We start from the raw sequence: 14,300 nt of genomic DNA, 5'->3' as shown, positions 1-14,300 counted from the left end.
CACGCGCAGGCCGGCACGGTTTTCGCTGTACCTCATGCACGGATGGTTGTGGCGACAAGCGTCGCCGTCAGCCGGATGGCTTTCCGACATCGACAGGGGGTGCAGGTGAACGCGACTCACGATCCAGCCAGACCGCCGCTCGCCGGCCGGACCGCACTCGTGACCGGGGGCGGCCGCGGTCTCGGCGAAGCCATTTGCGAAGAGCTTGCGCGACACGGCGCGCACGTCGTCGTCGCCGATCTCGACGGCGATCGCGCGGCGGCCGTCGCGCAGCGGCTCGAACGGCACGGCGGGCAGGCGATGGGCCGGCCGCTCGACGTGCGCGACGAAGCGTCGGTGCTGCAGGTCGTGCACGATGCGCGCGAGTCGCTCGGCGACCTCGACGTGATCGTCAACAACGCGGCGATCGACGTGACCGCGCCGATCGACGACGTGAGCGTCGACGCGTGGCAGCAGGTACTGATGACGAACCTGTTCGGCCCGTACCTGATGTGTCACGCGGCCGTGCCGATGATGAAGGCGCGCGGCGACGGGCATATCGTCAACATCGCGTCGACTGCGTCGAAGCGGGCGTGGCCGAACGCGTCCGCGTATCACGCGACGAAGTGGGGGCTGCTCGGGCTGTCGCACGCGCTGCATGCCGAACTGCGGCCGAGCGGCGTGCGCGTATCGGCGATCGTCGCGGGCGGGATGCGCACGCCGTTCCTGCTCGACCGTTTTCCGGACATCGACGAGGACACGCTGCAGCCGCCGGAGCACGTCGCGGCCGCCGTGCGTTTCGTGCTGACGCAGCCGCCGGGCACCGTGGTGCCGGAACTGATGGTGCTGCCGATGAAGGAGACGTCATGGCCCTGAAGCGCGAACGGCGGCTGCCCGGCGCGGTGCTGCTCGACAAGGACGGCACGCTGCTCGACGACGTGCCGTACAACGTCGATCCCGCACGGATGCGCCTCGCGCCGGGCGCGGCGCGCGCGCTGCGCACGCTCGGCGCGACCGGCATGCCGCTGGCCGTCGTGTCGAACCAGTCGGGCGTCGCGCTCGGCCGCTTTACCGAAAACGAGCTTGGCGCGGTCCGCCAGCGTCTCGCCGAACTGTTCGAAGCAAACGGCGCGACGCTGGCGGATTTTTTTTACTGCCCGCATCACCCGCGGGGCAGCGTGCCGCGCTACACCTGCGACTGCATCTGCCGCAAGCCGCGCCCCGGCATGCTGCGCCGCGCGCTGGCCGCGCTCGGCGCCGCTCCCGAATGGAGCTGGATGATCGGCGACATCCTCGACGACGTCGAGGCCGGCCGCACCGCACGCTGCGGGACGATCCTGGTCGACTGTGGTCACGAGACCGAGTGGCGCGTCAATGCCGCGCGCACGCCGCACCACGTCGTCGACCGCGTCGACCTGGCCGCCGACATCGTCGTGCGCGAAGCCGTGCGCCGGCACGGCTCGTGGATGCGGCGATGAGCACGGCCTGGAGCCGCGCCCGCCGCATCCTGTGCGTGCGGCTCGACAGCATCGGCGACGTGCTGATGACGACGCCCGCGCTGCGCGCGCTGAAGGAAAGCGGCACCAACCGCCGGCTGACGCTGCTGACGTCGCGCACGGGCGCGGCGCTCGCCAGGCATCTGCCGATGGTCGACGACGTGTGGCGCTACGACGCGCCGTGGGTCAAGCACCTCGACGTGCGCGGCGATCCGGTAGTCGATCTCGACATGATCGACCGGCTGCTGGCGGGCCGCTTCGACGCGGCCGTGATCTTCACCGTCTACAGCCAGAATCCGTTGCCCGCCGCGATGATGTGCTGGCTCGCCGGCATTCCGCTGCGGCTCGCGCATTGCCGCGAGAATTCGTATGAACTGCTGACCGACCGCGTGCCGGAAACCGAGCCGGAATCGCACGTGCGCCACGAGGTCGCGCGCCAGCTCGCGCTGGTACGCACCGTCGGTGCGACGACGTCGGACTGGCGGATGGCGTTCGACCCGGGCGACGCGGCGCGGCGTGCGGTGCACGCGCGCTTGCAGGCCGCGTTGCAATGCGTCGGCGGCGCGCGCGGGCCGGATGCGCCGCGCGCGCGCTGGCTCGTGGTGCATCCGGGTGCGAGCGCGGCGTCGCGGCGCTGGCCGGCCGAGCGTTTCGGCGCAGCGGCCGCCGCGGTCGCGCCGCTGTTCGACGGCATCGCGGTGACGGGCAGCGCGGGCGAACGCGCGCTGGTCGACGCGGTGTGCGAACGCGCGGGGCCGCGCGCCGTACCGCTCGCCGGCGTGTTGCCGCTCGGCGAACTCGGCGCGCTGATCGAGACGGCCGACCTGCTGCTGTCGAACAACAGCGGCCCCGTGCATCTCGCGGCCGCCCTCGGCACGCCGGTGGTCGACCTGTATGCGCTGACCAATCCTCAGCACACGCCGTGGCGTGTGCCGCACCGCGTGCTGAACGTCGACGTGCCGTGCCGCAACTGCTACCGCAGCGTGTGCGAGCAGCCCGGCCATCCGTGCCTGAGCGGCGTGAGCGTCGACGACGTGGTCGCCGCCGTGCACGCGTTGCTGCGCGGCAGCGCGCGCCATGCGCAACGCGCGGCCGCGCGGGCCGCCGCGCACGGCGGCGAGCCGGCCGCGGTGCACGCATCGAACGTGATTCCGTTCGCGCAGGTCATCACGAGGAACTGACGCATGCCTGACCCGATCCATACGCTCGGCATCAATGCCGCCTTCCACGACAGCGCCGCGTGCCTCGTGCGCGACGGCGTCGTGATCGCGGCGGCCGAGGACGAACGCTTCACGCACGTGAAGCACGCGAAGCGCCCGGTGCCGTTCTCGACCTGGGAGCTGCCGTTCCACGCGATCGACTATTGCCTCGCGGAAGCCGGCATCACGCTCGCGGACGTGGACCACGTCGCGTATTCGTACGATCCGTGGTTCGAACTCGACCGCGAAGGCACGGCGCCGGCGCTGACCTTGCCGCTGTCGCCGTCCGCGCATGCGCCGCGCGACGATGGCGCGTCGCCGTGGCATCCGCTGTTCCTGTCGTCGATCGTCAACGCGCCGCGCCAGCTCGCGGGCGGCGTGCCGCATCATCTGCAGCGGCGCTTTCGCGGCGTCACGCACGACGGGCCGTTCCGCTGGCATTTCGTCGAGCACCATCTCGCGCACGAGGCGAGCGCGTTTCTCGCGGCGCCGTTCGAGCGCTGCGCGGTGATGACGATGGACGGGCGCGGCGAGCGCGCGACGACGAGCTACGGCATGTTCGACGGCCGCGCGTATCGGCGGCTCGGGCAGGTCAACCTGCCGCATTCGCTCGGGCTGCTGTACGAGCGCGTGACCCGCTATCTCGGCTTCCTGCACTCGTCCGACGAATACAAGGTGATGGCGCTCGCGTCGTACGGCAAGCCGGGGTTCGCCGACGAGATGCGCAAGCTGGTGCAGTATCGCGGCGAAGGGCGCTACGACGTGGTCGACGCGGATCTGGCCGCGCGCTTCGGCGCGCCGCGCGAACGCGGCGGCCCGATCGAGCCGCATCACTACGACATCGCGCATGCGTTGCAGCTGGTGCTCGAGGAGACGACGCTGCAGGCGGTCGACTGGCTGGCCGCCGAGACCGGCGAGCGGCAGCTCGCGATGGCGGGCGGCGTCGCGCTGAACTGCGTGATGAACGCGAAGATCCGCGATCGCGGCCCGTTCGACGACGTGTGGGTGCAGCCGGCCGCCGGCGATGCGGGCACGGCGCTCGGCGCCGCGCTGTGGACCGACTTCCGGATGCGCGGCGCGCGCGGCGGCTGGCGGATGGATCATGCGTATCTCGGGCCGGCCTACGACGACGATGCGATCGAGGCGTTCCTGAAGGACGCGCAACTGCCGTACCGGCGGCTCGCCGACGTTGCCGCGCAGACGGCCGCGCTGCTCGCGGCGAACCGCGTGATCGGCTGGTTCCAGGGGCGCATGGAGTTCGGCCCGCGCGCGCTCGGCGCGCGGTCGATCCTCGCGTCGCCGATCGACCCGGACATGCAGCGCAAGCTGAACCGGATCAAGGATCGCGAGGATTTCCGGCCGGTCGCGCCGGTCGTGCTCGAAGACCGTGCGCATCACTGGTTCAGCGGCGGCCGGCGCACGCCGCTGCGCGCGCCGTTCATGCTGTTCGTCTACGACGTCGTGCCCGAGCGAGCAGCGAAGATTCCGGCGGTGCGCCACATCGACGGCACCGCGCGCGTGCAGACCGTCGACGAAACGCAGCATCCGCTACTGCACGCGTTGCTGACCGAGTTCGACGCGCTCACCGGCGTGCCGGTGCTCGTCAACACGTCGTTCAACACGCGCGGCGAACCGATCGTGTGCTCGCCGCGCGACGCGATCGAATGCTTCTGGACGTCGCCGCTCGACGCGCTCGTGATCGGCCCGTTCCTGCTGGAGAAACCGAAATGAACATGCGCGACACGCACCTGCCGCCGGTGGTGTCGGTCGTCGTGCCGACCTACCGGCGGCCCGATCTGCTCGCACGCTGCCTCGACGCGCTGTGCGTTCAGGTGTTCGATCCGACCACTTACGAGATCGTCGTCGTGGACGACGATCCGGCCGGCAGTGCGCGCGCCGTCGTCGATGCGTGCCGTGCGCGCGTGACCGACGTGCCGGTGATCCGCTACATGACTGCGCCCGACACGCAAGGCCCGGCCGGCGCGCGCAACGTCGGCTGGCGCAGCGCGGGCGGCGCGCTGATCGCGTTCACCGACGACGACACGATCCCCGATCCGACCTGGCTGCGCTACGGTGCGGCCGCGTTGCTGGCCGAGCCGTCGGCCGCGGCCGCGGCCGGCCGGATCGACGTGCCGTTGCGGCCGTGCCCGACCGACTACGAACGCGACGCGGCGGGGCTCGCGCATGCGGAATTCGCGACCGCGAACTGTTTCGTGCGGCGCGCGGCGCTCGAACGCATTGGCGGCTTCGACGAACGTTTCACGCGCGCGTGGCGCGAGGACGCCGACCTGATGTTCGCGCTGCGCGAGCACGCGGGGCCGATCGTCGACGCCGAGGCCGCGCGCATCGTGCATCCGGTGCGCCCCGCGCGCTGGGGGTCGAGCATCGGCGCGCAGTCGAAGGTGTATTTCGATGCGCTGCTGTACAAGAAGCATCGCGCGACCTACCGGCGTCATATCCGGCCGACGCCGCCGTGGCATTACTACGCGGCCGTGCTGGCCGCGCTCGGCGCGATCGGCTGTTTCGCCGCCGGGTGGCCGGCACCGGCCATCATGTGCGCGACGGTGTGGGCCGCGATTACCGCCGGGTTCTGTGCCAAACGGCTGCGCGGCACGCAGCTCACGCCGTCGCACGTGGCCGAGATGATCGTCACGTCCATCGCGATTCCGCCCGTGTCGCTGTACTGGCGCATGCGCGGCGCGCTTCACTTCCGGGTGCTTTTCCTATGAAGCTCGATCCCAGCGTCGATTCAGACGGCCTGCGCGGCCCGAGGCGGATCGCGGTGTTCCGCGCGCTGCAGCTCGGCGACATGCTGTGCGCGGTGCCCGCGCTGCGTGCACTGCGGCGCGGCGAACCCGACGCGCGCATCACGCTGATCGGCCTGCCGTGGGCGCGCGAGTTCGCATCGCGCTTCTCGGACTACATCGACAGCTTCATCGCATTCCCCGGCGCGCCGGGGCTCGACGAACAGCCCGAACCCGATGCGGCCACGCGCGAAGCGTTCATCGCCGAATGCCGCTCGCGCGACTTCGACCTCGCGATCCAGCTGCACGGCAGCGGCGCGCACACGAACGCGATCGTCGCGTCGCTCGGCGCGACGCGCACGGCCGGCTTCGTGCCGGCCGACGGCGGCGCGGCCGCGCTCGACTGCGCGCTCGTGTGGCACGACGACGAGCCGGAAGTGACGCGCTATCTGGCCCTCACGCGCAAGCTCGGCTACGCGGACTGGGGCGACTACCTCGAATTCCCGCTCGGCGGCCTCGACTACGCGCTATGGCACGTGCTCTGCGACGAACACGCGCTCGATCCCGGCCGCTACGTGATCGTCCATCCGGGCGCGCGGATGGCGTCGCGGCGCTGGCCGGTCGAACGCTTCGCGCTCGCCGCGCGGCAGCTCGCCGACGACGGCTGGCAGATCGTGCTGACCGGCACGCGCGCGGAACTGGCGCTGGCGAGTGCGTTCGCCGAGCACCTCGGGCGGCCGTGCGTGAACCTGTGCGGCCGCACGCCGCTCGGCGCGCTCGCCGCGCTGATCGCCCGCGCGCGGCTGCTGTTGTGCAACGACACGGGCGTCTCGCATGTCGCGGCGGCGCTCGGCACGCCGAGCGTCGTCGTCGCGTGCGGCAGCGATACGGCCCGCTGGGCGCCGCTCGACGCCGAACGCCATCGCGTGCTCGCGAACTACCCGGCGTGCCGGCCGTGCATGTTCGATACGTGCCCGTACGGGCACGAGTGCGCGACGGCGATCGGCGTCGGCGACGTGATCGACCGGGCGGGCGAGCTGCTCGCGGAGGAGAGACGTCATGTCACATAAGCGGTTGCGCGTGCTCACCTGGCACGTGCATGGCAATTATCTGTATTACCTGTCGCAGGCGCCGCACGATTTCTACATCGTGACGAAACCGCAGCATCCGCCCGGCTATGCGGGCCGCGTCGGGCACCTGCCGTGGGGCGACAACGTGCACGAGGTGCCGGCCGAGTGCGTGCGCGACACCGCATTCGACTGCGTGCTGTACCAGCACGTGAAGCATTATCAGCACGACCGCCTGCGGCTGCTGAGCGAAGCGCAGCGCGCGCTGCCGACGCTGTTCGTCGAGCACGATCCGCCGCGCGAGCATCCGACCGACACATTGCATCCGGTGCAGGATCCGAACGTGTTGCTGGTGCACGTGACGCCGTTCAACGCGCTGATGTGGGACAACGGCGTGACGCCGACGCGCGTGATCGAGCACGGCGTGCTGATGCCGGAAGGCGTCGAGTATCACGGCACGCTGCCGAAGGGCGTGGCCGTGGTGAACAATCTCGCGCGCCGCGGCCGGCGCCTCGGCGCGGATGTGTTCGAGGTCGTGCGGCACTGCGTGCCGATCGACCTGGTCGGGATGGGCTCGGCCGAACTCGGCGGGATCGGCGAAGTGCCGAACCCGGCGCTGCCGCAGTTCCTGTCGCACTACCGCTTCTTCTTCAATCCGATTCGCTACACGAGCCTCGGGCTCGCGGTGATCGAGGCGATGATGATCGGGCTGCCGATCGTCGCGCTCGCGACGACCGAGATGGCGCAACTCGTGAAGACCGGCAGCAACGGCGTGGCCGATACGCGGCCGGCCGTGCTGATCGACGCGATGCGGATGCTGATCCGCGATCAGGAACTCGCGCGCGAGTGGGGCGCGGCGGCCAGGCGCGACGCGTGCGAGCGATTCGGCATCGAGCGCTTCGTACGTGACTGGGACGCGGCCCTGTGCGACATGACGGCGTAGCGACGGCGTGACGGTGACGGTGGCGTCACGCGCCGGGCTCAGGGCGGTGGCGCGGCTTGCGAACCGGGCTGCGAACCGGACGTGCTGCTGGCGGTCGCGGCATTCGCGCTCGCCGGCGCGCTGCCGCTGCCCGCATTGCGCTCGCTCTCGGACAGCAGCGCGAGGCGGTTGTACAGCGTTTTCAGGCTGATGCCGAGCGCCTTCGCGGTGCGCGGCTTGTCGCCGTTGAAATGCCGCAGCGACGCGACGATGAAGCGCTGCTGCGTATGCGCGAGCGTCGTGCCGATATGCAGCGTCATCGCGTTGTGGCGCACTTCCTCGCGCGGCGGCTGGCGGCGCGGCAACTGCAGTTCGATCTGCTCGTCGGCGAGGATGAACGCGCGTTCCAGCGCGTTGCGCAGTTCGCGCACGTTGCCGGGCCACGTGTATGCGCGCAGCGCCTTCATCGCCTGGGCCGACAGGCGCTTCCTCGTGCGGTGCCGCGCATTCAGCCGTTCGACGATCTGCAGCGCGATGTCGCCGACGTCGTCCTCGCGCTGCCGGAGCGCGGGCACGTGCAGCGCGACCGGTGCGATCCGGTAGAACAGGTCCTCGCGCAGCGTGCCGCTGCGCAATGCCTCGACCGGATCGTGATGGGTGGCCGCGAGGATCCGCACGTCGAGCGGAATCGGCTCGTGGCCGCCCACGCGCACGATCGTGTTGGTTTCGAGCGTGCGCAGCAGCTTGACCTGCAGTTCGGCAGGCATTTCGGCGATTTCATCGAGAAACAGCGTGCCGCCGCGCGCGGCTTCGAACATGCCGACATGCTGCGCGACGGCGCCCGTGAAGCTGCCTTTTTCGTGACCGAACAACTGCGACTCCGCGAGGTCCTTCGGAATCGCACCGCAGTTGACCGGCACGAACGGCCCGCGCCGGCGCGGGCTCATGTCGTGGATGAGCCGGGCGACGATATCCTTGCCTGCGCCGCTCTCGCCGACCACCAGCACGCTCACGCGGGTGGCGGCGACGCGCGACACTTTCAGCAGCAAATCCTGAATTGTTCGCGAACGACCGAACAGTCGCGTGCCGTCATCGTCGGATTTCGACATGAAGTATGACCAGTTGGAAGTTTTGACCGAACGCGTCGGGATCAGGTAAAAAATGACGTGGCATGCGTCGCTTTTCACGTACTCAGGATACCTTTTATACCGATTCGACGACATTGAATCTGGCAATGCGGCCCGCGCCGGCAGATAGATTTATTCGATGAGCGGCGAATGCACGACACCGTTCTTCTATACTGCTAAGCACCTGTTTTCAGTGCAGGACAGCTTGTCTGCTCATTCGTGTGCAGCGTTGAAGATGCCGTCGTGGGCTCGGTGACGTGCATGACGCTGCATGTCGCGGTGCCGGCCTACGCATGCGGCGGGCCGCATTACCAGGAGCCTCGATGCCTTACGTCCTGATCGTCGAAGACGACGCCGATACGCGAACGATGCTGGCCACGCTCGCGCGCACGCAGCAGCTTGCGTGCGATACGGCCGCGACGCTTGAAGAAGCGCGCACGCTCGTCTCGACGCATACCCCCGATCTCGTGCTGTGCGACCTCGTGCTGCCCGACGGCAACGGGATGGATCTGTTCGACGCATTGCCCAAGCGCGGGCATTGCGAAATGGTGTTGACCACCGGCCATGCGAGCCTCGAAACCGCGATCGACGCATTGCGGCGCGGCGCGACCGACTATCTGGTGAAGCCGCTCAACATGCAGCGGCTGAACAGCATCTTCGCGCGCGTGCCGCGCACGACCGCGCTGCACGAGGAAATCGCGGAGCTGCGCTCGGAGCTGCAGCGCCTTGGCCGGTTCGGCCGCATGCTCGGCAGCTCGCCGGCGATGCAGGCCGTCTACGACGCGATCGGCCGCGTCGCGCGCACCGAAGCGTCGGTGCTGCTCACCGGCGAATCGGGCACCGGCAAGGAACTTGCCGCGCAGACCGTGCACGACCTCAGCCTGCGCCGCCGCGGCCCGTTCCTCGCGGTGAATTGCGGCGCGATCGCCGCGAACCTCGTCGAGAGCGAAATGTTCGGCCACGACCGCGGCAGCTTCACCGGCGCGGAACGCCAGCACAAGGGCTTCTTCGAACGCGCGGACGGCGGCACGCTGTTTCTCGACGAAATCACCGAGATGCCGGTCGAATCGCAGGTCAAGCTGCTGCGCGTGCTGGAGACCGGGCGCGTCACGCGGCTCGGCTCGACGCGCGAGATCGACGTCGACGTGCGCATCGTCGCCGCGACGAACCGCGACCCGGAAGCCGCGATGGCGGACGGCAAGCTGCGGCCCGACCTGTTCCACCGGATCAACGTGTTCCCGATTCCGCTGCCGTCGCTGCGCGAACGCGGCGACGACATCCCGATGCTCGCCGACGCGTTCCTGCAGCGCTACAACGAGGAGAGCGGCCGCAACCTGCGCTTCGCGCCCGCCGCACGCGAAGCGCTGAAGACCTACGCATGGCCCGGCAACGTGCGCGAGCTGCGCAACTTCGTGCAGCGCGCGAGCATCTTCACCGATGCCGACGTGATCGACACGCTGCCGCCGCCGATCATGGACGAGCTGTCGAGCATGGTCGATTCGCATGAAGATCGCGTGACGGTGCCGTTCGGCACGCCGCTCGAGGAAGTCGACCGCAAGCTGATCCTCGGCACGATCGCGCAATGCGGCGGCGTGAAGGCGCAGGCGGCCGAGGTGCTCGACGTCAGCCTGAAGACGATCTACAACCGGCTCGCGCAACTGGAAGATGAAACGGAAAAGCCGGATTCCTGATGCCGCCCCGATCGCGCTCATGTTCCCGTCCCCGGCTCGCGGTGCGTGTCGCGTTCGAGCCGGCGGCGCATGCGTTCGACGTGCGGCGGGATCGCGCGTCGTTCGCGCAGGATCCACGGCAGGCCGGCGAACGTGCGCACGAGTGCGCGCTCGCGGCGCAGCAGCGGCAGCATTCGCACCGTATGCAGCCACGCGGCGGCGGCCGGCCATCTGAGCCAGGCCGTCCACACCGCGTTGCGGGCGGCGGTGCGCGCGCGCGTGGGCCGGTCGCGCTGCGTCGACGGGTGGTGGTGGACCGTCAGCTGGCGCGCATACACGAGCCAGTGGCCGGCGCGACACAGATCGAGCGCGAGCAGCGCTTCCTCGCCGCCGAGAAAGTAGCGCGGATGGTAGCCGCCCGCGCGCACGAACGCGTCGCGCCGGAACGCGGTCGCGCCGGCCAGCAGCCCGAGGATAGGGCGGCCCGGCAGCGCGACGGGCGCGTCGAGCGGGCTGTCGGCCATCAGCCGGCAGGTCGGGTCCTCGCGCCGGTCGGGGCCGACGAGCACGCGCGCGGTGACGGCCGCGACGTGCGGATACGCGTCGAGCAGGTTCGCGGCTTCGGCAACCGAACCGGGCGCCCACCACGTGTCGTCGTCGCAGAACGCAATGTGGCGCGTGCGGGCGACGGCGACGCCGAGATTGCGGCCGGCCGCGCCGAGGTTGCCCGGCGCATGCACGAGCGCGACATGTGCAAAGCGCTCGCGAATCAGCGTGGCCGTCTCGGCGTCCGCCGCGTTGTCGACGACGACGATCGCCGGCCGGTCGGGCAGCACGGAAAGGTGGTCGAGCGTGCGCGCGAGTTCGGCTGCGCGCCGGCAGGTCAGCACGATGGCGGTCACGCGCGGCTCACCCGGCGGCAGCGCGACGCGTGCGGGCGTTACGCGGACGTGACGTCGCATTCGAGCCGCCAGATCGTTTCGGGTTCGCGGAGAGCAGCGCGCATATGAGGTTCCAACAGCGTTACCTGGCTTGCATACGCAGCGACGGCGGCGGCTTTCGCGGTGGCGCCTTTCGTATCGCCGCCGGCCGGCGCGGCGACCGGATGCGCGATCCAGCCGCGCTCGCGCCAGCCGGTCACGCGCGTGGCCATCAACCCGTCGATGCGGCGATAGGGCACGTCCTCGTAGAAGCGCCAGAGGCGCGACGTTTCGTCCGACGTTTCGTTTTCACGCAGCAGCGACAGCATGGCCTCCTGCACCTGCAGATGATCGCGGTGGAACAGGCCGGCCGGCGCGAGCACGCCGAAGCCCGGGTGCGCATCGATCGTCGCAGCCACGCGTGTCGCGATCGCGGTCGACGTGGCCGGCATGCCGTACTGGTCGTCGAGGAAATCGAGCCAGACGGGGCGGGCGTCGAGCAGCGCGAGCGCGCGGCGGTCTTCGTCGCGGCGCGCGCGCACCGCTTCGTCGGCGTGGCGAAACCCTGCGCGGCGATCCCACGGCGGCGCGGGCGTGCCGCGCGGCGGGATCCCCGCGAACACGGTGACGACGATCGAGCCGGGCGTTTGCGCGAGCCGTTGTCCGCAACTGAAGACGGCATCGTCCAGATGCGGCGAGACGACGAGCCAGCGTGTCGGGTCGGGCATGGCGTGAAGATCTCCATCGTGAGCGGCCGGGCCGCCGGTGCGCATCGGCCAGCATGCGGGCCCGCATGCATCGTGCCCGCCGGGGGCGCCCCAGCTGGCCGCTGTCGACTGTCCCCGCAGGAGCGTCTCCAATGACCGAAATTGCACGGCCGCAGGCCGGAAATTACGCAACGGCCGTGATGCTGGTCGCGATCGCGACCGTGCTGCAGACGCTCGCGATCCGGTTCGGCGGCGTGAATTTGCCGTTCGTGCTGTATTACCCGCTGCTCGCCGGCGCCGCGTGGGCGACGTCGTTCCTGTTCGGCATCGTATCGACCGTCGTCAGCGGGCTGCTCGTCTGGACGCTGTTCCTGTCCGATCCGGCCGCCTATCCGGCGCCGCTGCCCGAGCGGCTCGTGCAGCTCGGCACGTTCATGCTGATCGGTGCACTGGTGTGCGCGATCGCGTCGATGCTGCATCACACGCGGGTCACGAACGAGCGCGCACGCCAGCGCGAGGCGGCCGCGCGCCGGCAGCTCGAAGCCGTGCTGGGCGCGCTGCCGCACGGCGTGATCGCGACCGATACGAAAGGCCGACTCACCTATCTGAACGCGGCCGCGGCCGCACTCGTCGGCTGCCAGCCGGACGATGCGATCGGGCGGCCGGTGCGCGACGTGCTGCGGATCGTCGACCACGAAGGCCGCCGCGTGCCGACCACGCCGCTCGATCACGCGCTCGGCGGCGCCGAGGCGACGTCCGACCGGCACTGGCTGCAGGCCGGCAACGGCGATCCGGTGCCGATCGTCGCGGTCGCGTCGCCGCTTGACGATGCGGACGGCAATCTCGACGGCGCGGTGCTGTTGCTGCGCGATGCCGGCGCGGACCGTGCGCGCGTCGACGCGTCGCGGCTGCAGCAAGCGGTCGTCGATGCGTCGCCGGACGCGATCGTCGGGATCGACGCCAGCGGCCGTATCGTGAGCTGGAACCCGGCTGCGCAGCGGATCTTCGGATACGGCGAGGCCGACGCGCGCGGCCGCAGGTTCGACACGCTGATCGCGCCGCGCTGGCTGAGGCTCAATCCGCTCGCCCGATCGTTCGACGCGATGCACGAGCCGGTCGGGCCGCTTGAACTGCTGTGCGTGCGGCGCGACGGCCGGCGTTTTCGGGCGACGGTATCGGCGTGCCCGGTGCAGGGCGATGCGCGCGCCTGCGTCGCACTGTCGCTGACGCTGCGCGAAACCGGTGCGCAGCGCCGTCGCGACCTGCGCGCGCAGCGCTCGCTGCAGGGCGCACGCCATGCGCGCGACCAGGCCGACACGTCGAACCGGCTGAAGGACGAGCTGCTGGCCACGGTGTCGCACGAATTGCGCACGCCGCTGAACGTGATCTACGGGTGGATCGAGGTGCTGCGCAACACCGGCGACCACGCGTTGCAGCATCAGGCGATCGACGCGATCGACCGCAGCGCGCGTTCGCTCACGCGGATGGTCGGCGACATCCTCGATGCGTCGTCGCTCGCGACCGGCAAGCTGCGGCTCGACGCGACGCCGGTCGACGTCGTGCGGCTGTTCTCCGACCAGGTCGGCACGTTCCAGACCGCCGCGTCGTCGGCCGGCATCCTGCTCGAATTCGACTGCGACGCGTCCGCGTGCATCGTGTCCGGCGATGCCGAGCGGTTGCGGCAGATGCTGTCGAACCTGATCTCGAATGCGCTGAAATTCACGCCGGCCGGCGGCAGCGTGACGGTCGGGCTCGCGCGCAACGACGCGCATGCGGTGCTGACCGTCGTCGATACGGGGCAGGGTATCGCGACGGAGTTCGTCCCGTACGTGTTCGACATGTTCCGCCGGGCGGACGATTCGCCCGCGTCGCCGCGGCGGGGGCTCGGTCTCGGCCTGTCGATCGTGCGGCACATCGCGCAACTGCACGGCGGCCGCGTGACCGTCGCAAGCGCGGGCCGCGATCGCGGCACGACGTTCACGGTGACGCTGCCGGCCGGCTGGCAGCCGGCCGGCGCGATGGCGTGGGGGATCGTGCAGGCGGGCAGCCGTCGCGAGACGCTCATGCTCGATACGCAGCGCATCCTGATCGTCGACGACGATGCGACCACGCGCGCGAGCCTCACGGCCGCGCTGACCACGTTCGGCGCGGCCGTCGCGATCGCGTCGTCGGGCCGCGAGGCGCTCGCGATGGTGGCCGACATGCAGCCGACGGTCGTGCTGTCCGATCTCGCGATGCCCGACGGCGACGGCTTCTGGCTGCTGGATGCGTTGCGACGCGGCGCGACGAACGGCGACAGCGGCCCGCCCGACGTGCGCGTGCTGGCCGTCACCGCGCACGCGGGCCTCGCCGACGAACGCCGCGCGCTGGAGGCCGGCTTCGACGGCTACCTGTGCAAGCCGGTCGACGTGCGCGAACTGGCGCACAAGATCGCGCGCGTGACGAAGCGAGACGGCTGACGCGCGTCGC

The 14,300-nt window shown here is 70.4% G+C and carries 12 protein-coding genes; 9 read left to right on the top strand and 3 right to left on the bottom strand.

Annotated elements, in window-relative coordinates:
- The first annotated feature begins 105 nt into the window (after positions 1-105).
- Genes HWW87_RS17975 through HWW87_RS17945 form a run of 7 tightly spaced genes read left to right on the top strand, consistent with a single transcriptional unit; the run spans position 106 to position 7,428 of the window.
- Positions 106-855, top strand: coding sequence for an SDR family oxidoreductase (locus HWW87_RS17975; RefSeq protein WP_175821417.1), 750 nt, complete (start codon positions 106-108; stop codon positions 853-855).
- Positions 846-1,457, top strand: coding sequence for an HAD-IIIA family hydrolase (locus tag HWW87_RS17970; protein ID WP_175821416.1), 612 nt, complete (start codon positions 846-848; stop codon positions 1,455-1,457). Before HWW87_RS17975 ends, HWW87_RS17970 begins: the two co-directional genes overlap by 10 nt.
- Positions 1,454-2,656, top strand: a complete 1,203-nt coding sequence (locus tag HWW87_RS17965; RefSeq protein ID WP_175821415.1) for a glycosyltransferase family 9 protein — start codon at positions 1,454-1,456, stop codon at positions 2,654-2,656. The genes HWW87_RS17970 and HWW87_RS17965 overlap by 4 nt, the downstream gene beginning before the upstream one ends.
- 3 nt (positions 2,657-2,659) lie before the next feature.
- On the top strand, positions 2,660-4,405 hold the full coding sequence (locus HWW87_RS17960) for a carbamoyltransferase C-terminal domain-containing protein (protein ID WP_175821414.1): 1,746 nt from the start codon (positions 2,660-2,662) through the stop codon (positions 4,403-4,405).
- Positions 4,402-5,403 (top strand): glycosyltransferase, encoded by a 1,002-nt coding sequence (locus HWW87_RS17955; RefSeq protein ID WP_175821413.1) that lies wholly within the window; start codon positions 4,402-4,404, stop codon positions 5,401-5,403. Before HWW87_RS17960 ends, HWW87_RS17955 begins: the two co-directional genes overlap by 4 nt.
- A complete protein-coding gene (locus HWW87_RS17950; protein WP_175821412.1) occupies positions 5,400-6,488 on the top strand; it encodes a glycosyltransferase family 9 protein in 1,089 nt (362 codons plus the stop codon). The genes HWW87_RS17955 and HWW87_RS17950 overlap by 4 nt, the downstream gene beginning before the upstream one ends.
- Complete coding sequence (locus HWW87_RS17945) at positions 6,478-7,428, top strand: glycosyltransferase family 4 protein (RefSeq protein ID WP_175821411.1); 951 nt, start codon at positions 6,478-6,480, stop codon at positions 7,426-7,428. The genes HWW87_RS17950 and HWW87_RS17945 overlap by 11 nt, the downstream gene beginning before the upstream one ends.
- A 38-nt stretch (positions 7,429-7,466) precedes the next feature.
- Here HWW87_RS17945 and HWW87_RS17940 read toward each other — a convergent pair whose 3' ends face one another.
- Positions 7,467-8,516, bottom strand: a complete 1,050-nt coding sequence (locus tag HWW87_RS17940) for a sigma-54 dependent transcriptional regulator (RefSeq protein ID WP_175821410.1) — start codon at positions 8,514-8,516, stop codon at positions 7,467-7,469.
- Positions 8,517-8,857: 341 nt separating this feature from the next.
- Here HWW87_RS17940 and HWW87_RS17935 point away from each other — a divergent pair, with 341 nt between their 5' ends.
- Entirely contained in the window at positions 8,858-10,225 is a 1,368-nt protein-coding gene (locus tag HWW87_RS17935) for a sigma-54 dependent transcriptional regulator (protein ID WP_174389221.1), read from the top strand.
- Positions 10,226-10,242: 17 nt separating this feature from the next.
- Here HWW87_RS17935 and HWW87_RS17930 read toward each other — a convergent pair whose 3' ends face one another.
- Positions 10,243-11,166: a glycosyltransferase gene (locus HWW87_RS17930; RefSeq protein ID WP_175821409.1), complete on the bottom strand. Its 924-nt coding sequence runs from the start codon at positions 11,164-11,166 to the stop codon at positions 10,243-10,245.
- A complete protein-coding gene (locus HWW87_RS17925) occupies positions 11,145-11,852 on the bottom strand; it encodes a PIG-L family deacetylase (protein WP_175821408.1) in 708 nt (235 codons plus the stop codon). The genes HWW87_RS17930 and HWW87_RS17925 overlap by 22 nt, the downstream gene beginning before the upstream one ends.
- 131 nt (positions 11,853-11,983) lie before the next feature.
- On the opposite strand from HWW87_RS17925, the gene HWW87_RS17920 reads away from it, so the two are divergent.
- Positions 11,984-14,290: an ATP-binding protein gene (locus tag HWW87_RS17920; RefSeq protein ID WP_175821407.1), complete on the top strand. Its 2,307-nt coding sequence runs from the start codon at positions 11,984-11,986 to the stop codon at positions 14,288-14,290.
- The last annotated feature ends 10 nt before the right edge of the window (positions 14,291-14,300 follow it).

Source organism: Burkholderia sp. BCC0419 (assembly GCF_902830285.1).
In the GTDB taxonomy this organism is placed as follows: domain Bacteria; phylum Pseudomonadota; class Gammaproteobacteria; order Burkholderiales; family Burkholderiaceae; genus Burkholderia.
This window is presented reverse-complemented; position numbering and strand designations above follow the sequence as displayed.